Genomic DNA, 19,292 nt, shown 5'->3' with positions numbered 1-19,292 from the left:
GTGTTAAGCACGCCGCCAGCGTTCGTCCTGAGCCAGGATCAAACTCTCCATCAAGGCCACACGACCACCCAGGGGGCGAACCCCGAGCAGCCAAACCTCAGAAGAAAATCCCAGCAAACACCAACCCCCAAAAGGATCGGCATATTGCCTCAAAGAAATCCCCGACCCCAACCACCCTCCCGAAGAAGGACGCACAGGGCCACGGGGCGACCCGACCGATCACGGCCGGGCCGATAAAGGCACTGGCTTTTAACACGCTGTTGAGTTCTCAAGAAACGGACACCCACCGCGCCGAACCCGCTTCCGCGAGCCCCGCTCCGGGGCAACCCTTCTAACTTACCGGAATCTTCGAGCCTGTCAACCCACTCCGTGGAGTCGATCTTGGGTTCGCCGCCCGTCCCCGCGTGTCATCGCAACCGACGAGAATCGGCTGTGAGTGATCTTCGAGGAGTCCCAGGGCCGACCACCTTGCGGCGTCCTGCATCCCGTCCGGGCTGTCCACTCCAGAGTACCTCGGCCCGAAGCGAGCTTCGAACCGTTTTTCTCCGGTGATCCCCTGGGGCCGTCCGCCTTCCCGGCGTCCCGCATCCCCTTGGGGCAGGAAGAACATTAGGCAGCCCCGGACGGTCCGTCAAATCAGCCCGTCCAGGTCTTCGTCGACCTCCGGAAACCCCCTGGTCACGGGGTCTTCAGCGGTCCGCTGTCAGGTCTCCGTCAGTGCGGCGTCAGCGGGCGCGGCCGGATGTGCGGTCCGTGTCAGCGGCGTCCCCCACCGTGGTGTCCGGCACGAACGAAGGACGTCGAAGGGACGATATGAACCACGTGATCCAGGCCGAGGGCCTGCGAAAGCGGTTCGGGACCACACAGGCCCTGGACGGCGTGGACCTCGCGGTCAGGCGGGGAACGGTGCTCGGGGTGCTGGGGCCGAACGGCGCGGGGAAGACCACCGCCGTGCGGATCCTGGCGACGCTGCTCAAGCCGGACGGCGGGCGCGCCGAGGTCTGCGGCTACGACGTCGGCAAGGACGCGGGGCGGGTGCGGGCCCTGATCGGGCTCACCGGGCAGTACGCGTCGGTGGACGAGGAGCTGACCGGCGCGGAGAACCTCGTGATGATCGCCCGGCTGCTCGACTTCGGCCGGGCGGAGGCGAAGGCGCGGGCGCGGCAGCTGCTGGACCGGTTCCGGCTCACCGACGCCGGGTCGCGCGCGGTGAAGACCTACTCCGGCGGGATGCGCCGGCGGCTCGACCTCGCGGCGAGCCTGATCAACCACCCGGAGATCATCTACCTGGACGAGCCGACGACGGGGCTGGACCCGCGGGCGCGCAACGAGGTGTGGGACACGGTCCGGGAGGTCGCGGCGGAGGGCGGGACGGTCCTGCTCACGACGCAGTACCTGGAGGAGGCCGACGCGCTCGCCGACCAGATCGTGGTGTTCGACCACGGCCGGGTGATCGCGGAGGGGACGTCCGACGATCTGAAGTCGCAGGTCGGGCGGCTGACGCTCAGCGTCCGCGCGAAGGAGCGGTACCGGGTGGCGCAGCTCACCACCATCGTCGGCGAGGTGACCGGGGAGCGCCCGGACGTGCAGGAGACGACGGGCCTGGTGACGGTCGGCATCGCGGATCCCGGAGTCGTGTCGGCGCTGGTCCGGCGGATGGACGAGGCGTCGATCGTCGCGGCGGAGCTGGCGGTGCGGATGCCGAGCCTGGACGAGGTGTTCCTCACACTGACCGGGCACCCGGCCGAGGAGCGGCAGAACGAACTGGTGACCGAGGGGAGCGTGGCATGACCGCGACGATCGCAGGAGTGCGTCCGATCGAGGAGCCGCCCGCGCGCGTCAGCGCGCGCCGGACGCTGCGGCACGGGCTGACGCTGGCGTGGCGCAACATCTCGCAGTTGAAGCACTCGCCTGAGAAGTTGCTGGACACGACGCTGATGCCGATCGTGTTCCTGCTGCTGTTCCTCTATGTGTTCGGTGGGGCCGTGGCGGGGAGCACCCACGCCTACCTCCAGCAGTTGCTGCCGGGCCTGGTGGCGCAGATGACGATGTTCGCGACGATGGGGCTCGGGACGGCGCTGAACGAGGACATCCACAAGGGCGTGTTCGACCGGTTCCGGAGCCTGCCGATCGCGCGGTCGGCGCCGTTGATCGGGACGGTGCTGGGCGACACGGTCCGGTTCGTCATCGTGATGACGATGCTGATGAGCTTCGGCACGTTGCTGGGCTTCCGGTTCCACACCGACCCGCTGTCGGTGCTGGCGGCGTTCGCCCTCGCGTACGTGTTCTACCTCGCGGTGAGCTGGATCTCGGTGCTGGTGGGGCTGATGGCGCCGTCGCCGCAGACCGTCCAGGGGCTGGCGTTCCTGTGGGTGATGCCGCTGACGTTCGGCAGCAGCGTGCTGGTGTCGGACACCTCCACGATGCCGGGCTGGTTGCAGAAGTGGACGGACATCAACCCCGTCACGCACCTCGCGGACGCGGTGCGGGCGCTCACGGTCGGCGGTCCGATCGGGAACCACGCCTGGTACACGCTGGCGTGGGCGGCCGGGATCGTCGTGGTGACGTTCCCGCTGGCGATGCGGATGTATGCGCGCAAGGCGTGAGCCGAGCGTTCGCGGGGGCGCGGGGCATCCGTCCGCGGACCGCGTGAGCCCGGGGCTCGTGCGGTGAGCGGGACAGGACGAGAGGCGCGATGCCGACCCGAGGCCGAGGGGCTGCGGGTCGGCATCGCGCGCCTCGGCGCGCGCGCGGGGCCGGGGTCAGGCGTCGGCGGTCAGCGCCGGCACGGCCGCGATGACCTGGCCGCGGGTGACGGCGCGGCCCCGCTCGTAGGCCGCGGCGAAGTCGTCCTCGCCCAGGGCGAGGGCCGCGGCGGCGGCCGTCCGGGCTCCGTCGTAGGAGGACCGGTCGCGGAAGCCGCGCAGGTGGTGGGCGGTCCCGAGGAGCTCGGCGGCGCGGGCGTGCTCGTCCCGGGCGGTGAGGTAGGCCGCGAGGCCGTCGACGAGCAGGGCGATGAGCGGGTTGCCGGCGAAGGTGTCGTCCTCGATGCCGTCGAAGGCGCGGGCGTGCCAGCGGCCTGCGGCGGGCAGGTCGCCGTCCAGTTCGGCGAGGACGCCGAGGCGGCTGTAGGTGCGGCGGCAGACCTGGGTGAAGTCGGGGCGGTGGCGGCGCGGCTCCGTCCAGGCGTGGGCGCGTTCGGCGTGCGCGCGGGCGCCGGCCAGGTCGCCCTCCCGCAGGCACAGCTCGGACAGCAGCAGCAGGGCGGACGCGGCGTCGTTGAACTCGCCGATGCGCTCCGCGCTGGAGGCCGCCTGCTCGCTGTCCCGGCGCGCCTGCGCGAGGTCGCCGAGGTGCGCTCGGGCGCGCGCCAGCTCGATGAGCATCGCCGAGCCCTGGTCGGGGCTGACGCCCATGGTCGCGTACCCGTACGCCTCCTCGCCGAGGCGGACGGCCTCGGCGGCGTCGCCGCGGGCGAAGGCGACCTGGGCGAGCCCGCCGAGGCCGAGGATGAGCCCGAAGCGGTCGCCGATCTCCTCGAACATCGCGTGCCCGGCGGCGGTGATCTGCGCGGCGTCCTCGACCCGCCCGTTGTTCATCGCGATGTGGCCGAGCAGGACGCGGACGGCGGCGCGGACCCACGGGTCGTCGTGTTCGGAGACGGCCTCCAAGGCGAGCCGGGTGGCGCCGAGGTCGCCCGCGAACAGGTGGCTGCCCGCGCGGACGAGGACGAGCGCGGGGTGGCGGGGCACCTCGGGGACGAACGACAGCGCGTGGGCGAACGACGCGCGCAGCGACTCGGCGGTCGGGCCGCGCTCGGACATCATCTCGGCGACGAGGTCGGCGGAGACGACGCAGATCGCGTACTGCTCGCTCAGGCCGGGCGGCGGGGTCTCGCCCGCCAGCCGGCGGGCCATCCGCGCGAAGCCGCTGGCCTCGACCTCCTGGTCGCGGATGAGCCAGTACCAGGCCAGCGCCGCGACGAGCCGCAGCGCGCTCTCGGTGTCGGAGGTGTCGCCGATGTGCCGGAAGGCGGCGGCGAAGTTGCCGCGCTCGGCGCCGAGCCGGTCGGCCCACAGGAGCTGGTCGGGGCCGCGCATCTCCGGTTCGGCGTGCTCGGCCAGCCAGACGAAGTAGGCCGTGTGCTCGTCGCGGACGCGGCCCGCCTCCCCCGCCTGCTCCAGCCGCTCCCCGGCGTAGACGCGGACGGTCTCCAGCAGCCGGTAGCGGACCTCGGGGTCGCCCTCGGCCATGACGAGGGACTTGTCGACCAGCGCGGCGATCACGTCGATGACGTCGCCGGGGTCGGGCGCGTCCGGCGCGGGGAGCCCGCAGACGCGGACGGCGGCGGCCGGTGTCGCGCCGCCGGCGAACACCGACAACCTGCGCAGGACGGCGCGCTCGACGTCGTCCAGGAGCTCCCAGCTCCAGTCGACGACGGCGCGCAGCGTGCGGTGCCGGGGCAGCGCCGCGCGGGTGCCCGCGCCGAGCAGCCGGAACCGGTCGCCGAGCCGCGCGGCGACCTGGCCGGGGGTGAGGGAGCGCAGCCGAGCGGCGGCGAGTTCGATCGCGAGCGGGATGCCGTCGAGGGCGCGGCAGATCGCGACGACGTCGGCCACGGTCTCGGCGTCCACGGCGAAGCCGGGGCGGACGGCGGCGGCGCGGTCGGCGAACAGCCGGACCGATCCATGGCTCAGCGCCTCGCCGGGGTCGGTCTCGTCCTCGCGCGGCAGCGGCAGCGAGGGCACGGGGCACAGCGACTCGCCGGTGATGCCGAGCGGCTCGCGGCTGGTGGCGAGGACGCGGACCCCGGCGGCCAGCCCGAGGACGCGGTCGACGAGCCCGGCGGCGGCCTCCACGAGGTGCTCGCAGTTGTCCAGCACGATGATCATCTGTTTGGCGGCGAGGTAGTCGGCCAGCCGGTCCAGCGGGCGCACGGCGGTGCGCTCGGCGGGCCGCACGGTCTCGGGGACGTCCAGCGCCGCCAGCACGGCGTGGACCACGTCGCCGGGCGCGCTGACGGGGGCGAGCGGCACGAACCAGACGCCGTCGGGCATCTCGTCGAGGAACGCGGCGGCGCTCTCCGCGGCGAGCCGCGTCTTGCCCGCCCCGCCGGGGCCGGTGAGGGTGACCAGGCGGCTCTCGCGCAGCAGCTTGCCGACCCGCCGGGACTCCTCCTCGCGCCCGACGAAGCTGGTCAGCTGTGCGGGCAGGTTGGTGCGCGCGGTGCGCGGCGGACGTGCGGGCGCGGCCTCGGCGGCGGGCGCCCCGGCGCGGGGCGGGGGTTCGGCGGGCCGGCCGCAGCCGAGGTCGTCGTCGCGGCGCAGGATGGCCAGGTGGACGGAGGCCAGCTCGTCGGAGGGGTCGACGCCGAGCCGGTCGGCGAGCGCCCGGCGGGTCTCCTCGTAGACCTCCAGGGCGTCGGCCTGGCGGCCGGCCAGGTAGAGGGCGCGCATGTAGTGGCCGCGGAGGCGTTCCCGCAGGGGATGCGCGGCGGCGAGCGGTTCGAGCTCGGCGGCGGACGGCGCCTGCCGCCCGGCGGCCAGCTCGGCGTCCGCGAGATCCTCGACGGCGGCGAGCCGCAGCTCCCCGAGCCGCGCGACCGCGGCGAGCGCGTAGTCGGCGCCCGCGACATCGGCCAGCGCGGGCCCGCGCCACAGGTCCAGGGCGCGGCGCAGCGCGGCGGCGCGGCGGCCGGGGTCCGGTTCCGCGCGGGCGGAGGCGACGGCCCGCTCGAACGCGAACGCGTCCACCTCGCCCGGGTCGACGGCGAGCCGGTAGCCGCCGGGGCCGTGCCCGACCAGGTCGCGGCCCGCGACCGCGCGCAGCCGCGAGACGAGGGCCTGGAGCGCGTTGCCGCCGGGCGGGTCGTCCCACAGGTCGTCCAGCAGCCGCCCGGCCGACACGGGGCGGCCGCCCTCGGCCGCCAGCCTGACCAGGAGCGCGCGCAGCCGGGGGCCGCCGACCTCGACGGGGCGGCCCGCCTCGTCCCGCACTTCGAGCGGGCCCAGGATGCAGATGCGCACGTTTCCCCTCTCCGGATGCCATTGTCCCCGATGACGCCCTCGCCTGGGATCGTGAGGACATGCACCAGCAATCCGTGATCGTGTCAGGGATCGAGGTCGTCGCGCTGTGCGACGCGGTCGGGCCCATGGGCGAATCCCTGCGCCGTCCCCTGCCCGAGACGTTCCCGGGATCCGACCCGCATTGGGACCGGCTCCGCCGCGAGGTCCCCGAGGCGTTCGGCCCGCGGGGCGAGTGGGTCCTGCGTTTCCACTGCTTCGTGCTGCGCCCGCCGCAGGGGCCGACGATCCTGGTCGACACCGGGATCGGCGCGGAGGACTCGCCCGCCGCGTCCTGGGCGCCGGTGCCGGGCGGGCTGCTGACGGCGATGGCCGGAATCGGCCTCGCCCCCGGGGACATCGACGTCGTCGTCCTCACCCACCTGCACAGCGACCACGCGAGCGGCGCGGTCGTGGACGGCGAGCCGGTGTTCCCCAACGCGCGGCACCTCGTCCAGGCCGACGAACTGGACTGGTTGGAGAGCACCGGAGGAGCCGTCCTGGAAGACGTCGTGCGCCCGCTGACCCCCCTCATCGACCGGGTGCGGGGCGATCGAACACTCGCGCCGGACACGGCGACCACACTGACCCCTGGCCACACGCCGGGCCACCAGTCGGTCATCGTCGGAGACATGGACCTGCTCGTAGCGGGAGACCTCGTCCTGCACCCCGTCCAGCTCGCGGACCCCTCGGTCACCTACATCTACGACGACGACGCCGTGAAGGCCGCCGTCACCCGGACGGCGCTCCTGGAACGCGTCCGCGAGCGCGGCGGCGTCCTCGCCGCGCCCCATCTGCCCGAGCCGTTCGTCCCCGTCCCCGATGTGTGGGCGACGCACGACGGGTAGGGGTTCTTGTATGCCTAGAGCACAGATCAAGAACGAGAAGATGTACCAGCGGCTCCGGGAGCAGGGCGAGAGCAAGGAGAAGGCCGCGCGGATCGCCAACGCGGCGGCGGGCGAGGGGAAGAAGAAGGTCGGACGCAGGGGTGGCAAGAGCCCGGCCTACGACGACTGGACGAAGGACGACCTCATGAAGCGCGCCCGCGAGATCGGTGTCGAGGGCCGCTCGTCCATGAACAAGTCGGAACTGATCGACGCGCTGCGCAACCACTGATGGAGCTGGTCCTCGTCCTGGACTGCCTCCACCCCGAGGCGCTGGCGGAGTTCTGGGCGGCCGCGCTCGGCTACGAGCGCGGCCGCTACGACCCGCCCTACGTGCGCCTCACGGACCGGGACGGAAAGCGGCCCACGCTGCTCCTGCAGCGCGTCCCCGAGCACAAGGCCGCCAAGAACCGGATGCACCCGGACCTGCGGATCACCGACATGGACGCCGAGCTGGCCCGCGTCACGGCGCTCGGCGCCCGGGTGGTCCGCGGGCCGTTCGACGACGAAGGCTGGCTGACCACGGTCCTCACCGACCCCGAGGACAACGAGTTCTGCCTGATCCGCGCCCCGGACGGGGGCGCCTGAGTGAGCCCCACCCGCCCCGTTGTCTACGTTTGCCTCAGCCGGGGCGGGTAGGGCGCCTCCATGGATCTGGCATTCCTCAAAACGCTGTACCAACGTCCGGGCCCCTACGCGTCGGTGTACGCCGATCTCACCCGGACCACCGAGGACGCGTCCAAGGCCGCCGAGCTGCGGTGGCGGGCGCTGCGCGCGGACCTGGAGGCCCAGCACGCCCCGCAGGGGACCCTCCGCGCGGTCGAACAGGCCGTCGGCGAGGAGATGGACCTCCGCAAGTCCGAGGGCCTGGTGCTCTTCGCGGCGGACGGCGAGGTGCTGCACACCGAGCGGCTCCCCACCGCGCCCCGCGTCCCCCAGGCCCGCGTCGCCCCGCTCCCCCACGTCCTGCCCTACCTCGCCGAGCGCGGCGAGCGGTTCTCGCACCTGGTCGCCGTCGTGGACCGCCGGGGCGGCGCCATCGACTGCGTGACCGCCGCCGGCGACCACCGCCACATCGACGTGCGCGGGGACGAGGACTATCCGATCCGCAAGACCAAGGCGGGCGACTGGAACCAGTCCCGCTTCCAGCGCTCCTCGGAGAACGTCTGGAAGGCCAACGCCAAGAAGGTCGCGCACGAGATCGACCGCGCCGCCGAGCGCTGCGGCGCCGAGGCCATCGTGATCGCCGGTGACACCCGCGCCCGGACCGCCGTGCTGGAGGAGGTCTCCGACACCGTGCTGGCGCACACCGTCGAGTCCGACCGCAACATCGACATGAACGACCCCGACCTCGGCGCGGAGCTGGACCGCGTCCTGCGGCTGAAGAGCACCGAGCGCGTCATGGCCGTCGCCGAGCGCTTCGACCGGGAGCTCGCCAACGGCCAGCGCGCCGTCGCCGGGCTCCCCGCCACGGTCGAGGCCGTCCGCAACGGCCAGGTCGAGACGCTTCTCCTGGACGACGACCCCGACTCGCCCGCCCGCCTGTGGGTCGGCCCCGACCCCGCCCAGGTCGCCGCGTCGCCCGAGGAACTGCGCGAGGAGTTCGGCGTGGACGCCCCCCGCGAGGACCGCGCGGACGCCGCGCTCGTCCGGGCGGTGGCGGCGACGGACGGGAACCTGGTGGTCCTGCCCGCGGAAGGCAACCCGGGCCTGCACGTCGGCGCCGTCCTGCGCTTCACCGCCTAGAGAAACGAAAAGAGCGGTGCGGACGACCACACCACTCCGACGAGTGGAGCTATGGGGATTCGAACCCCAGACCTCCTCCATGCCATGGAGGCGCGCTACCAACTGCGCCATAGCCCCGCGCCGGCGAACCGGCCGAAGACGAGCTTAGTGCACGTTGGGAGCGGCTCGGGCCGCGGAGGGCATGCCCCCGCGGCCCGGGCACGGGTCAGCGCTGCTGGCGGGCGAGGTCCGGGATGCGGACCGTGAGGCTTTTGGGCAGGTCCGGGACGTTGAAGAGCTGCTCGTCCCGCGCGGAACCGCGGGTCTCCTGGTCGGAGCCCTTCGACTTCTTGTCGGCGCACAGCGCGTCGGCGAGCTCCGGCTTGTCGTCCGGGAGCAGCCGCAGGATCGTCAGCACCTTCAGCGCCCGCAGGCAGTCCTCCCGGCTCTCCTCGCCCTGGACGAGCGGGTCGGGCGGCGCCGCGTTCGCGGGCGCCGCCAGGGCCAGGACGGAGGCGGCGGCGAGCGCCGCCGGAACGAGCCGCCTGCCGGTGATCCGTATTTTCATAGGGTCGTCCTCATCTCGATCACATCGCCACTCCGGTGGCTGTTCCGCATGATCAAGATTGCGAAGCCCGACACGGCGAAAGGAAGCCGCCGCCATGGCGAAGCCTTTGCGTCACACCCAGCCGAGCCGCTCGCCGACCTCGTCGGGCGCGTAGCCCCGCTGCCCGGCCTCGCCGATCCAGACCATGCCGTCCGCCTCCGCCACCGCGCCGACCGCGTGCTCCTGGGGCATCCTCGGCTGGATCGCGAGCCGCACCTCCATCCCGGGGTCGAACCGGCGCAGCTCTTCGATGAGGTCCGCCACGGTGACCTCCCGTGTCACACCTCTGCGATGTCTTCCCATACCACGCATGAAACCATCCCGGCACGACTGTTCGAGCCGTTCGTCCCGTTCGCCGGAATGATCTTTACCCGCCCGCCCCCACCCCGAGCAAAAGAACCAGAAACCACGTCAACCTTTAGCGCCCCCAATACGTCGCACCCCGGCCGACAATTCCGCGGGTCCCCGAGAACCATTAACCACCGCCTGGCATCTCACCCCATAGCAGGATCAGCCAACGGAACTCGGGGGTTCCACATGAAGACCATGCGACGAACGACGCTGGGCCTGACGGCCACCGCCCTCGCGCTCACCGCCACGACCTACACGGCCACGGCCCACGCAGACGGCGCGGGCACCAGCCCGGCGATCGTCCGCGCCATCGAGTCACAGCAGTGGGTCGAGCTGGAGGCGGGCGACCGCGACTACCGCGTCACGTCCGTCCGCTGCTTCCTGACGCAGTTCGGCTACTACAACCACTGCGACGGCGACGTGTTCACGCAGGACATGGTCCAACCGGTCAAGCGCTACCAGACCGCCTACGACCTCCCGGTCACCGGCCGGATCGACGTCGAGACCTGGGGCGCCCTCCGCGACCGGGTCGGCAACACCGGCCAGAACGACGCCCGCAAGAACCAGGTGAAGGGCATCCAGTACGCCATGCAGAAGCTGCAGGCCCCCACCCTCAAGGTCGACGGCCTGTACGGCCCCGCCACCGTGAAGGCCGTCACCGCCTTCCAGAAGCGCAAGGGCATCAGCGCCGACGGCGTCTTCGGCCCCCGCACCTTCCGAGCCGCCTTCGCCGAAGGCGCCGAGACCAAGCACACCCCGACCCACTAAAACCAACAACCCGAGCCAGAGACCGCAAGGGACGAAGTCCCGAAGCGGGGGCAAGGGGCGGAGCCCCAAAAGCGCGCGCAGCGCGCGACGGGGGGCGTGGGGGGCGAAGCCCCCCACATCGGGGGTTCCAGGGGGTCGTCCCCCTGGGAAAACACTGCGGGCCTTGGCGAAGCCGAGCAAAGCTCGGCGAGCACCAAGGCCCGACTCGGGGGTTCCAGGGGGTCGTCCCCCTGGGGAAAAGACGAGGAGTGGCGGGGAAGGAGCGTCAGCTCCGACCACGCCACTCCTCACTCCGAGTGGAGCTATGGGGATTCGAACCCCAGACCTCCTCCATGCCATGGAGGCGCGCTACCAACTGCGCCATAGCCCCGCGCGGCCACGTGGACGTTCATCCTGTGGCGCGTGGTCAGTGTATAGGACGGTGGGGGCTGGTCTCGAATCGTTTGGGGTCAGGAGCCGTTGTCGGTGCGGTCGTCGCCGAGGACGGGTTCGGGGAGGGTGCCGGCGTTGTGCTCGGCGAGCCGCCAGCCGCCGTCGCGGAGTTCGGTGAGGACGGACCAGCAGCAGTTGGACAGGCCGCCGATGTGCTTCCAGACGTCCTCGGGGAGGCCGAGGAGCGCCGACATGCCGAGCCGGAGGGCGGCGCCGTGGGAGGCGACGACGAGCAGGCCGGTGGGCGGCAGGTCGTCGGCGGCGCGTTCCAGGGCCGCGGCGACGCGCTTGGCGACCTGGGCGCTGGTCTCCCCGCCGGGGGGCTGCCAGGCCTTGTGCTCCTCGGGGTAGCGTTCGCGGATCTCCCGGGAGGTGAGCCCTTCCCAGGCGCCGCCGTCGCGTTCGGTGAGGTCGCCGTCGGTGCGGACGGGCAGTCCGGTGACGGCGGCGAGCGCCTCGGCGGTGTCGGCGGCGCGGCGGAGGGGCGAGGCGAGCAGGTGCGTGGGCCGGAGCCCGGCGAGGAGCCGCGCGGCGCGGTGGGCCTGCTGGACGCCGGTGTCGTCGAGCGGGATGTCGGTCTTGCCCTGGAAGCGGTTCTCCAGGTTCCAGGCCGTCCGGCCGTGCCGCCAGAGCACGAGCCGCCGCGCGCCCGGTTCGCGGACGGGGCGGGCGTCACTCACTCGCGCTCCCGACGGCGCGGGCGCGCTGCGCCTGGTGGGCGGTGACGCTCTCGGGGAGCCCGATGAGCGGGCAGTCCTTCCAGAGCCGTTCGAGGGCGTAGAACAGGCGGTCTTCCTCATGCTGGATGTGCACGATGATGTCGGCGTAGTCCAGCAGCACCCAGCGGCCCTCGCGCTCCCCCTCGCGGCGGACGGGTTTGGCGCCCGCCTCCTCGCGCAGCCGCTTCTCGATCTCGTCGACGATGGCGCGGACCTGCCGGTCGTTGGGGGCGGAGCAGAGCAGGAACGCGTCGGTGATGACGAGCTGCTCGCTCACGTCGTAGGCAAGAATGTCGTCGGCCAGCTTGTCGCCCGCCGCCTCGGCGGCGATGCGGACCAGCGTCGCCGCCCTGTCCGATGCGGTCACGATGCGCTCGCGATCCTCCCTGTAGGGGTCATCTCGGGGTCCACCTTCTCACGGGAGGGTGCCGCCGGCCTGTGCATTTCCATTGGCATCCCTTTACCTTCGGCCGGGTTCGCCCGGTGGCCCTTTCCATCCCCAGGGTATGTGGCCGGACGGGCCGCTCGCCCCCGGTCAGGCGGCGGTCGCGCGGTAGAGGCCGCGCTTGTTGATGTACTGGACGATCCCGTCCGGGACGAGGTACCAGATCGGCTCGCCGGAGCCGACGCGGTCGCGGCACTCGGTGGAGGAGATCGACAGGGCGGGGACCTCCATGAGGGAGACGCGCCCGTTGGGCAGGCCGGGGTCGGCGAGGCGGTGGCCGGGGCGGGTGACGCCGACGAAGTGGGCGAGTTCGACGAGTTCGGCGGTGTCGTGCCAGGTGAGCATCTTCTCCAGGGCGTCCGCGCCGGTGATGAAGAACAGCTCGGCGTCGGGGCCCTGGAGGTCGCGCATGTCGCGCAGGGTGTCGACGGTGTAGGTGGGGCCCGGCCGGTCGATGTCGATGCGGCTGACGGAGAAGCGGGGGTTGGACGCGGTGGCGATCACGGTCATGAGGTAGCGGTCCTCGGCGGCGGCGACCTTGCTGGTCTCCTTGTGCGACGACAGGCCGGTGGGCACGAACACGACCTCGTCGAGCGAGTAGTAGTGGGCCACCTCGCTCGCGGCCACGAGGTGGCCGTGGTGGATCGGGTCGAAGGTGCCGCCCATGATCCCCAGCCGCCGCTTTTGCGTCATGCCGACGAGAATAACCAGCGGGTGCGATGCCCGGAACGTCCGCCCCCCGCGGTCCCGCGCGTCAGGCCAGGCCCGGGAGCGGCGGGTCGCCCTCGTCCCAGGTGACGACGCGGACGGCCTTGCCGACCTCGACCCGCGGGACGGTCCCGCCCGGCAGGGGGAAGACCTCGGCGGTGAAGCCGAGGGCCTCGTGCAGGGCCCGGGTGAGTTCCGCGCGCGGGTCGCCGGTGAGCGCCTCGCAGGCGACCAGGAGCCGGGCGGAGGGCCCGCGCCGGTCCACGACGAGCTGGTAGTGCGGCGCGACGAGCCCGGTCGCGAGCAGGGCGCGCTCGACCTCGCTCGGGTACACGTTGACGCCCCGGACGACGATCATGTCGTCGGCGCGCCCGATGACCTTGCTCATCCGGACGAGCGTGCGGCCGCAGGGGCAGGCGCGGCGGTCGAGGGAGGCGATGTCGCCCGTCCGGTAGCGCAGGAGGGGCAGCGCCTGCTTGGTCGGGGTCGTGAACACCAGCTCGCCGGGCGTGCCGTCGGCGACGGGCTCCCCGGAGGCGGGGTCGACGGCCTCGACGATGAAGTGGTCCTCGTTGACGTGCAGGCCGTCCTGTTCGAGGCACTCGGTGGCGACGCCGGGGCCGATGATCTCCGACAGGCCGTAGATGTCCATGGCCTTGATGGGCAGGACGCGCTCGATGGCGCCGCGCAGGCCCTCCGACCACGGCTCGGCGCCGAACAGGCCCGCCCGCAGCGCGTCCAGCTCCACCCCGGCCTCGGCGGCGGCCTCGCCGAGCCGCAGCGCGTAGGCGGGCGTGCAGGTCAGGATGTCGGGACGCAGGTCGGCGAGCATCCGGACCTGCCGGGCGGTCATCCCGCCCGACATCGGCACGACGGTCGCGCCGAGCGCCACCGCGCCCTGGTGGACGCCGATGCCGCCGGTGAACAGCCCGTAGCCGTAGGCGTTGTGCACGATGCTGCCCGGCGCGGCGCCCGCGCACGAGAGCGAGCGCGCGCACATCGCCGCCCACAGGTCGAGGTCGGCCCTGGTGTAGGCGACGAGGGTGGGGCGGCCGCGCGTCCCGCTGGACCCGTGCACGGCGGCGACCTGGTCGCGCGGGACGGCGAGCATCCCGAACGGGTAGTGGTCCCAGAGGTCCCGCTTGGTGGTGAACGGGAGCCGGTGCAGGTCGGCGGGCGCCACGTCGGAGCCGCCGCCGACGCCGGCCTCCTTCAGCCGCGCGCCCTGCACTCCCCCGGTCGCGAGCAGCCGGTCGACCAGCCCCCGCAGCCGGTCGCGCTGGAGCGCGGCGCGCTCGTCGACGGGCATCGCCTCGGCCTGCGGATCGAACATCGGGCCTCCCGGGGCCGGAGCCGGACGTCATGCCGCGCTGGGGAACCCTGCGGCACGGTGGTTCGTCGGAACTACCATGCCAGACCTGGCGTCGTCCACATCCGCTCGTCCCAGCCCGCGACGGCTCGGCGCCGCCTTCCGCCCGCCAGAAGGCGGGGCACTACACGCCTCAGGAGACCACGCATGACGGAGAACGCGCCCGACCGGGCCCGGACCCGATTCCCCGGGATCAGCTCCCGGGCCTACGAACACCCGGCGGACCGGTCGGCGCTGGTGGCGCTGCGCTCCCTGTCGGGGTTCGACGTCGTTCTGCGCAAGCTGTCCGGGCTGGTGAACGAGCGGGCGCTGCGCCTGATGTTCCTCGGCGGAACGGTCCGGGTGGGTGAGAACCAGTTCCGCAACATCCACGACATGGTGCGCGACGCGGCCTACATCCTGGACCTCCAGGAGATCCCCGACCTGTACGTCAAGCAGGACCCGACGCCGAACGCGATGGCGATCGGCTCCGACCACCCGTTCATCGTGCTGAACACCGGGCTGATCGATCTACTGGACGAGGAGGAGCTGCGCTTCGTCATCGGGCACGAGGTCGGGCACATCCTGTCCGGGCACGCGGTGTACCAGACGATGATGCAGATCCTGCTCCAGCTCGGGTCCCGGCTGGCCTGGCTGCCGCTCGGGAACATCGGCATCGCGGCGATCATCATCGGGCTGCGGGAGTGGTTCCGCAAGGCCGAGCTGTCCTCCGACCGGGCCGGGCTGCTGGCCGGGCAGGACCTCGACGCCGCCAAGCGGACGATGATGAAGCTCGCCGGCGGCACCCGCCTCGGCGAGATGAGCAGCGAGGCGTTCCTGGAGCAGGCGCGCGAGTACGACGCGGCCGGCGACGTCCGGGACGGGCTGCTGAAGTTCCTGAACCTGCTGCCGCAGTCGCACCCCTACGCGGTGATCCGGTTCGCCGAGATCGACCGGTGGGCGCGCGAGGGCGAGTACGAGCGGATCATGGCGGGCGACTACCCGCGCCGCGCGGACGACGACGGCGCCTCGGTCTCCGAGGAGGTCCGCAACGCGGCCAAGTCCTACCGCGAGTCGTGGGAGCGCACCGCCGACCCGTTCGTCGGCAGGGTCCGCGACATGGCGGACGCGGCGGCGGGCGCCGCGGGCGGCCTGTTCGACCGCTTCACCCGCCGCGACCCCGGGCCCACCGACCGCTCCAACTGAGCATCGGTCCCACCGAGCCCGGAGTCCCCGAGCAGGGCCGCCGCGACACGGACGCGGCGGCCCTCCCCTTTGCCGTGAGCCTCGGCCGTCGCGCGAGTGCGTGACCTGGGGCGACGCCGGAGGCGAGCCCCACCGCGACGATCGCGAAGCGATGCCGCACTCGCCGACGGCACGGTCGGCTCAGCCGCGGAGGTGGCCCTCGCCGGTCACCACGTACTTGGTCGAGGTCAGTTCCGGCAGACCCATCGGGCCGCGGGCGTGCAGCTTCTGGGTCGAGATGCCGATCTCCGCGCCGAACCCGAACTCCTCGCCGTCGGTGAAGCGCGTCGAGGCGTTCACCATCACGGCCGCCGAGTCCACCCGGGCGACGAACCGCTTCGCGGCGGGCTGCGACGTCGTGACGATCGCCTCGGTGTGGCCCGAGCCGTAGGTGCGGATGTGGGCGACGGCGTCGTCGAGGGAGTCGACGACGCGTCCGGAGATGTCCAGGGAGAGGTACTCGGCGTACCAGTCGTCCTCGGTGGCCTCGACGACGTCGCCGCCGTAGGAGCGGATCCGCTCGTCGCCGTGGACGGTGACGCCCGCTTCCCGGAGCGCCTCAAGCGCGCGCGGGACGAACGCGTCCGCGATGTCGGCGTGCACCAGGAAGGTCTCCGCCGCGTTGCACACCGACGGGCGCTGCGTCTTGGCGTTCAGCAGGATGTCCACGGCCATGGCGACGTCGGCGGAGGCGTCCACGTACACCGCGCAGTTCCCGACGCCGGTCTCGATCACCGGCACCGTGGACTCCTCGACCACCGAGTTGATCAGGGAGGCGCCGCCGCGCGGGATCAGCACGTCCACCAGCCCGCGCGCCCGCATCAGGTGCTTCACCGACTCGCGGGAGGTGCCGGGGACGAGCTGCACCGCGTCCGCCGGGACGTCGGTGCCCGCCAGCGCGGCCTGCATCACGCCGACCAGCGCCGTGTTGGACTCGTGCGCCGACGACGAGCCGCGCAGCAGGGCCGCGTTGCCGCTCTTCAGGCACAGCGCCGCCGCGTCCACGGTCACGTTCGGGCGGCCCTCGTAGATGATCCCGACCACGCCGAGCGGCACCCGCACCTGCCGCAGCTCCAGCCCGTTCGGCAGGACGCCGCCGCGCACCGACTCCCCCACCGGATCGGGCAGCGCCGCGACCTTGCGGGCGGCCTCGGCGATCGCCGCGATCCGCTCGACGGTCAGGCCCAGCCGGTCGATCATGTACTCCGACGTCCCGGCCTCGCGCGCCCGCGCGACGTCGGCCTCGTTCGCCTTGACGATCTCGGGCGCGCTCTCGACCAGCGCGTCCGCGACCGCGTGCAGCGCCGCGTCCTTGGCCGCGCGCGGCAGCGGGGCCAGCCCGGACGCGGCGTCCCCGGCGCGCCGTGCCACCCGCAGGAACTCCTCGCGCTCACTCATCACGTCCTCCTTCGTCGGCCAGGACGACCAGGTCGTCGCGGTGGATTATCTCGCGCTCGTACTCGGGCCCGAGCTCGCGGGCCAGCCAGCGGGTGGAGCGGCCCATCAGCTCGGGGACCTCGGCGGCGTCGTAGTTCACGAGCCCGCGCGCGACGACGCGGCCCGCCGGGTCGCACAGGTCGACCGGGTCGCCGGCGGCGAAGTCGCCCTCGACGCCGGTGACGCCCGCCGGGAGCAGCGACTTGCGGCGCCGCACGACCGCCTCGACGGCGCCCGCGTCCAGCATGACCCGCCCGGCGCCGGTGGTGGCGTGGGCGAGCCAGAGGTGCCGGGTGGAGCGGCGCCGCCCGTCCGCCGGGTGGAAGAGGGTGCCGGCGGGGTCGCCCGCGAGGGCCTGCGCGGCGGACGCGGCGTTCGTCAGCACGACCGGGACGCCCGCGATCCGCGCCGCCTCCACCTTCGTGACCATGCCCCCGGTGCCGACCCGCCCGGACCCGCCCAGCTCGACGCCCGCGAGGTCGGCCGGGCCCCGCACGTCCTCGATCCGCCGGGCCCCGGGCCGGCGCGGGTCGCCGGTGTAGAGGGCGTCGACGTCGGAGAGCAGGATCAGCGCGTCCGCGCGGGTCAGGTGCGCGACGAGCGCGGCGAGCCGGTCGTTGTCGCCGAACCGGATCTCGTCGGTGGCGACGGTGTCGTTCTCGTTCACGATCGGCAGCACGCCGAGCGCGAGCAGCTGCGCGAGCGTCCGCTGCGCGTTGCGGTGGTGGGAGCGGCGCATCATGTCGTCGGCGGTCAGCAGCACCTGCCCGACCGTGATCCGGTGCCGGGTGAACGCCGAGGTGTAGCGCGCGAACAGCAGGCCCTGCCCGACGCTAGCCGCCGCCTGCTGCGTCGCGAGGTCGGGCGGGCGGCGGACGAGCCCGAGCGGCCCGAGCCCCGCCGCGATCGCCCCCGAGGAGACGAACACGATCTCGGTGCCCGCGTCGCGCCGCGCCGCGAGGACGTCGACCAGCGCGTCGATGCGGGCGGCGTCGATCGTCCCCTCCGGGGTGGTGAGCGAGGAGGACCCCGCCTTCACCACGATCCGCCGGGCCTTCGCGATCGCCTCGCGCTCGCTCATCGAGCCATCTCCTCCGGGGGCTAGCGGTATCCGTCGAGGCGGCGGTCGGTGCCGCGGGGGCCGGCCGCGGCCTCGCCCGCGACGACCTCGGGCTCCCAGTCGAAGACGACCGAGTCGTCGGGCGTCCCGATCAGCACGGTCGCGCCCCGGGAGGCGCCCGCCTTCTCCAGGGCCTCCTCCACACCGAGCCGCGCGAGCCGGTCCGCGAGGTAGCCGACGGCCTCCTCGTTGGCGAAGTCGGTCTGCCGCAGCCACCGGACGGGCTTGTTCCCGGTGATCAGGAACGTGTTCTCGCCCATCGGCCTGACCTCGAAGCCGGTGTCGCCGCCGACCGGCTCGGGCCGGATCACGGTGCGGGTGGGCTCGACCGCGGGCAGCGCGGCACGATACTCGGTGACCATCGCCGCCATCGCGAACGACAGCTCCCGCAGCCCCTCGTGCGAGGCCGCCGACACCTCGAACACCGCGAGGCCCCGCGCCTCGAACTCGGGCCTGACCATCTCGGCGAGCTCGCGGCCGTCGGGCACGTCCACCTTGTTGAGCACGACGATGCGCGGCCGGTCCGACAGCGGGCGGTCGCCGAGGACCCGGTCGTAGGCCCGCAGCTCCCGTTCGATCGCCTCGAAGTCGCTGACGGGGTCGCGCCCCGGCTCCATCGTGGCGCAGTCCAAAACGTGCGCGAGCGTCGAGGACCGCTCGATGTGCCGCAGGAACTCAAGGCCGAGGCCCCGGCCCTCGCTCGCGCCCTCGATCAGCCCGGGGACGTCGGCGACCGTGAACGTCGTGTCGCCCGCGCCCACCACGCCGAGGTTCGGCACCAGCGTCGTGAACGGGTAGTCGGCGATCTTCGGCTTGGCCGCCGACAGCGCCGCGATCAGCGAGGACTTGCCCGCGCTCGGGAAGCCGACGAGCGCGACGTCCGCGACGCTCTTCAGCTCCAGCACCACGTCGCGCTCGTCGCCGGGCTCGCCGAGCAGCGCGAACCCGGGCGCCTTGCGCTTGGCGGTCGCGAGCGCCGCGTTCCCGAGCCCGCCGCGCCCGCCCTGCGCGACCACGTACCGGGTGCCCTCGCCGACCAGGTCGGCGAGGACCTCCTCGCCCGCCTTCACGACCGTGCCGTCGGGGACGGGCAGGATGACGTCCGCGCCGTCCGCGCCGGTGCGCAGGCTGCCCTGCCCCGGCCTGCCGTTGCCCGCCTTGCGGTGCGGCCGCCGGTGGTACTCCAGCAGGCTCGCGGCGTTCGCGTCGACCACCAGCACCACGTCGCCGCCGCGTCCGCCGTTCGCGCCGTCCGGGCCGCCGAGCGGCTTGAACTTCTCCCGGTGGACCGACGCGCAGCCGTTCCCGCCGTTTCCGGCGGCGGCGTGCAGCACCACCCGGTCGACGAACTGCGCGCCCGATCCCGCTCCAGCGGCCACGGTGACTCTCCTCGGTACAGGGCGACTCGAAAAAGGCGAAGTCGAAAAAGGCGAAGGGGCGG

18 protein-coding genes and 2 tRNA genes are annotated in these 19,292 nt (G+C 73.1%); 8 read left to right on the top strand and 12 right to left on the bottom strand.

The window, feature by feature from the left end; all coding sequences use genetic code 11:
• The first annotated feature begins 813 nt into the window (after positions 1-813).
• The gene (locus GNZ18_RS20495) at positions 814-1,791 is read left to right on the top strand and encodes an ATP-binding cassette domain-containing protein (RefSeq protein WP_156218051.1); all 978 of its coding nucleotides are present in this window, start codon (positions 814-816) and stop codon (positions 1,789-1,791) included.
• Positions 1,788-2,606, top strand: coding sequence for an ABC transporter permease (locus tag GNZ18_RS20490; protein ID WP_156218050.1), 819 nt, complete (start codon positions 1,788-1,790; stop codon positions 2,604-2,606). The genes GNZ18_RS20495 and GNZ18_RS20490 overlap by 4 nt, the downstream gene beginning before the upstream one ends.
• A 156-nt stretch (positions 2,607-2,762) precedes the next feature.
• On the opposite strand, the gene GNZ18_RS20485 is transcribed toward GNZ18_RS20490, so the two are convergent.
• Positions 2,763-6,026: an AfsR/SARP family transcriptional regulator gene (locus GNZ18_RS20485; RefSeq protein WP_156218049.1), complete on the bottom strand. Its 3,264-nt coding sequence runs from the start codon at positions 6,024-6,026 to the stop codon at positions 2,763-2,765.
• Positions 6,027-6,085: 59 nt separating this feature from the next.
• Between GNZ18_RS20485 and GNZ18_RS20480 the strand changes: the two genes are divergently transcribed.
• Genes GNZ18_RS20480 through GNZ18_RS20465 form a run of 4 tightly spaced genes read left to right on the top strand, consistent with a single transcriptional unit; the run spans position 6,086 to position 8,692 of the window.
• Positions 6,086-6,910, top strand: coding sequence for an MBL fold metallo-hydrolase (locus GNZ18_RS20480; protein WP_156218048.1), 825 nt, complete (start codon positions 6,086-6,088; stop codon positions 6,908-6,910).
• A 10-nt stretch (positions 6,911-6,920) separates the two neighbouring features.
• Entirely contained in the window at positions 6,921-7,178 is a 258-nt protein-coding gene (locus tag GNZ18_RS20475; protein WP_156218047.1) for a DUF7218 family protein, read from the top strand.
• Positions 7,178-7,534: a VOC family protein gene (locus tag GNZ18_RS20470; RefSeq protein ID WP_156218046.1), complete on the top strand. Its 357-nt coding sequence runs from the start codon at positions 7,178-7,180 to the stop codon at positions 7,532-7,534. The genes GNZ18_RS20475 and GNZ18_RS20470 overlap by 1 nt, the downstream gene beginning before the upstream one ends.
• 60 nt (positions 7,535-7,594) lie before the next feature.
• Entirely contained in the window at positions 7,595-8,692 is a 1,098-nt protein-coding gene (locus GNZ18_RS20465; protein ID WP_156218045.1) for a baeRF2 domain-containing protein, read from the top strand.
• 44 nt (positions 8,693-8,736) lie between these two features.
• Here the strand turns inward: GNZ18_RS20465 and GNZ18_RS20460 are convergent.
• The 3 genes from GNZ18_RS20460 to GNZ18_RS20450 all read right to left on the bottom strand — a co-directional run bounded on the left by GNZ18_RS20460 (position 8,737) and on the right by GNZ18_RS20450 (position 9,542).
• A tRNA-Ala gene (locus tag GNZ18_RS20460) sits at positions 8,737-8,809 on the bottom strand.
• Between the two features lie 88 nt (positions 8,810-8,897).
• Entirely contained in the window at positions 8,898-9,239 is a 342-nt protein-coding gene (locus tag GNZ18_RS20455; RefSeq protein ID WP_156218044.1) for a hypothetical protein, read from the bottom strand.
• A gap of 111 nt (positions 9,240-9,350) precedes the next feature.
• Entirely contained in the window at positions 9,351-9,542 is a 192-nt protein-coding gene (locus tag GNZ18_RS20450; RefSeq protein ID WP_214620650.1) for a hypothetical protein, read from the bottom strand.
• 282 nt (positions 9,543-9,824) lie between these two features.
• On the opposite strand from GNZ18_RS20450, the gene GNZ18_RS20445 reads away from it, so the two are divergent.
• The gene (locus tag GNZ18_RS20445; protein ID WP_173390834.1) at positions 9,825-10,397 is read left to right on the top strand and encodes a peptidoglycan-binding domain-containing protein; all 573 of its coding nucleotides are present in this window, start codon (positions 9,825-9,827) and stop codon (positions 10,395-10,397) included.
• A gap of 297 nt (positions 10,398-10,694) precedes the next feature.
• Here the strand turns inward: GNZ18_RS20445 and GNZ18_RS20440 are convergent.
• The 5 genes from GNZ18_RS20440 to GNZ18_RS20420 all read right to left on the bottom strand — a co-directional run bounded on the left by GNZ18_RS20440 (position 10,695) and on the right by GNZ18_RS20420 (position 14,034).
• Positions 10,695-10,767 (bottom strand) — tRNA-Ala (locus GNZ18_RS20440).
• Between the two features lie 79 nt (positions 10,768-10,846).
• Positions 10,847-11,509: a histidine phosphatase family protein gene (locus GNZ18_RS20435; RefSeq protein WP_173390804.1), complete on the bottom strand. Its 663-nt coding sequence runs from the start codon at positions 11,507-11,509 to the stop codon at positions 10,847-10,849.
• A complete protein-coding gene (gene rsfS, locus GNZ18_RS20430; RefSeq protein ID WP_214620649.1) occupies positions 11,502-11,915 on the bottom strand; it encodes a ribosome silencing factor in 414 nt (137 codons plus the stop codon). Before rsfS ends, GNZ18_RS20435 begins: the two co-directional genes overlap by 8 nt.
• Before the next feature lie 168 nt (positions 11,916-12,083).
• On the bottom strand, positions 12,084-12,686 hold the full coding sequence (gene nadD / locus GNZ18_RS20425; protein ID WP_156218040.1) for a nicotinate-nucleotide adenylyltransferase: 603 nt from the start codon (positions 12,684-12,686) through the stop codon (positions 12,084-12,086).
• Between the two features lie 61 nt (positions 12,687-12,747).
• Positions 12,748-14,034, bottom strand: coding sequence for a phenylacetate--CoA ligase family protein (locus tag GNZ18_RS20420; protein ID WP_214620647.1), 1,287 nt, complete (start codon positions 14,032-14,034; stop codon positions 12,748-12,750).
• Between the two features lie 183 nt (positions 14,035-14,217).
• Between GNZ18_RS20420 and GNZ18_RS20415 the strand changes: the two genes are divergently transcribed.
• Positions 14,218-15,255, top strand: coding sequence for a M48 family metallopeptidase (locus GNZ18_RS20415; protein WP_156218039.1), 1,038 nt, complete (start codon positions 14,218-14,220; stop codon positions 15,253-15,255).
• Positions 15,256-15,435: 180 nt separating this feature from the next.
• On the opposite strand, the gene GNZ18_RS20410 is transcribed toward GNZ18_RS20415, so the two are convergent.
• Genes GNZ18_RS20410 through obgE form a run of 3 tightly spaced genes read right to left on the bottom strand, consistent with a single transcriptional unit; the run spans position 15,436 to position 19,230 of the window.
• On the bottom strand, positions 15,436-16,692 hold the full coding sequence (locus tag GNZ18_RS20410; RefSeq protein ID WP_156218038.1) for a glutamate-5-semialdehyde dehydrogenase: 1,257 nt from the start codon (positions 16,690-16,692) through the stop codon (positions 15,436-15,438).
• Complete coding sequence (gene proB / locus GNZ18_RS20405) at positions 16,685-17,812, bottom strand: glutamate 5-kinase (protein ID WP_156218037.1); 1,128 nt, start codon at positions 17,810-17,812, stop codon at positions 16,685-16,687. Before proB ends, GNZ18_RS20410 begins: the two co-directional genes overlap by 8 nt.
• A gap of 20 nt (positions 17,813-17,832) precedes the next feature.
• Positions 17,833-19,230, bottom strand: coding sequence for a GTPase ObgE (obgE, locus tag GNZ18_RS20400; protein WP_312874639.1), 1,398 nt, complete (start codon positions 19,228-19,230; stop codon positions 17,833-17,835).
• Positions 19,231-19,292 lie beyond the last annotated feature (62 nt).

Source organism: Actinomadura litoris, from assembly GCF_009733595.1.
GTDB classification, from domain to species: Bacteria; Actinomycetota; Actinomycetes; order Streptosporangiales; family Streptosporangiaceae; genus Spirillospora; species Spirillospora litoris.
The sequence above is the reverse complement of the archived record's forward strand: the minus strand, read 5'-3'. Positions and strand labels throughout refer to the sequence as shown.

What these genes read in the sequence shown, in the direction of transcription:
- GNZ18_RS20415 (WP_156218039.1), top strand. Translation starts at nt 14,218, where the DNA reads ATGACGGAGAACGCGCCCGACCGGGCCCGGACCCGATTCCCCGGGATC.
- GNZ18_RS20455 (WP_156218044.1), bottom strand. Translation starts at nt 9,239, where the DNA reads ATGAAAATACGGATCACCGGCAGGCGGCTCGTTCCGGCGGCGCTCGCC.
- nadD (WP_156218040.1), bottom strand. Translation starts at nt 12,686, where the DNA reads ATGACGCAAAAGCGGCGGCTGGGGATCATGGGCGGCACCTTCGACCCG.
- GNZ18_RS20410 (WP_156218038.1), bottom strand. Translation starts at nt 16,692, where the DNA reads ATGAGTGAGCGCGAGGAGTTCCTGCGGGTGGCACGGCGCGCCGGGGAC.
- proB (WP_156218037.1), bottom strand. Translation starts at nt 17,812, where the DNA reads ATGAGCGAGCGCGAGGCGATCGCGAAGGCCCGGCGGATCGTGGTGAAG.
- GNZ18_RS20420 (WP_214620647.1), bottom strand. Translation starts at nt 14,034, where the DNA reads ATGTTCGATCCGCAGGCCGAGGCGATGCCCGTCGACGAGCGCGCCGCG.
- GNZ18_RS20495 (WP_156218051.1), top strand. Translation starts at nt 814, where the DNA reads ATGAACCACGTGATCCAGGCCGAGGGCCTGCGAAAGCGGTTCGGGACC.
- GNZ18_RS20465 (WP_156218045.1), top strand. Translation starts at nt 7,595, where the DNA reads ATGGATCTGGCATTCCTCAAAACGCTGTACCAACGTCCGGGCCCCTAC.
- GNZ18_RS20445 (WP_173390834.1), top strand. Translation starts at nt 9,825, where the DNA reads ATGCGACGAACGACGCTGGGCCTGACGGCCACCGCCCTCGCGCTCACC.
- GNZ18_RS20475 (WP_156218047.1), top strand. Translation starts at nt 6,921, where the DNA reads ATGCCTAGAGCACAGATCAAGAACGAGAAGATGTACCAGCGGCTCCGG.
- GNZ18_RS20480 (WP_156218048.1), top strand. Translation starts at nt 6,086, where the DNA reads ATGCACCAGCAATCCGTGATCGTGTCAGGGATCGAGGTCGTCGCGCTG.
- GNZ18_RS20470 (WP_156218046.1), top strand. Translation starts at nt 7,178, where the DNA reads ATGGAGCTGGTCCTCGTCCTGGACTGCCTCCACCCCGAGGCGCTGGCG.
- GNZ18_RS20490 (WP_156218050.1), top strand. Translation starts at nt 1,788, where the DNA reads ATGACCGCGACGATCGCAGGAGTGCGTCCGATCGAGGAGCCGCCCGCG.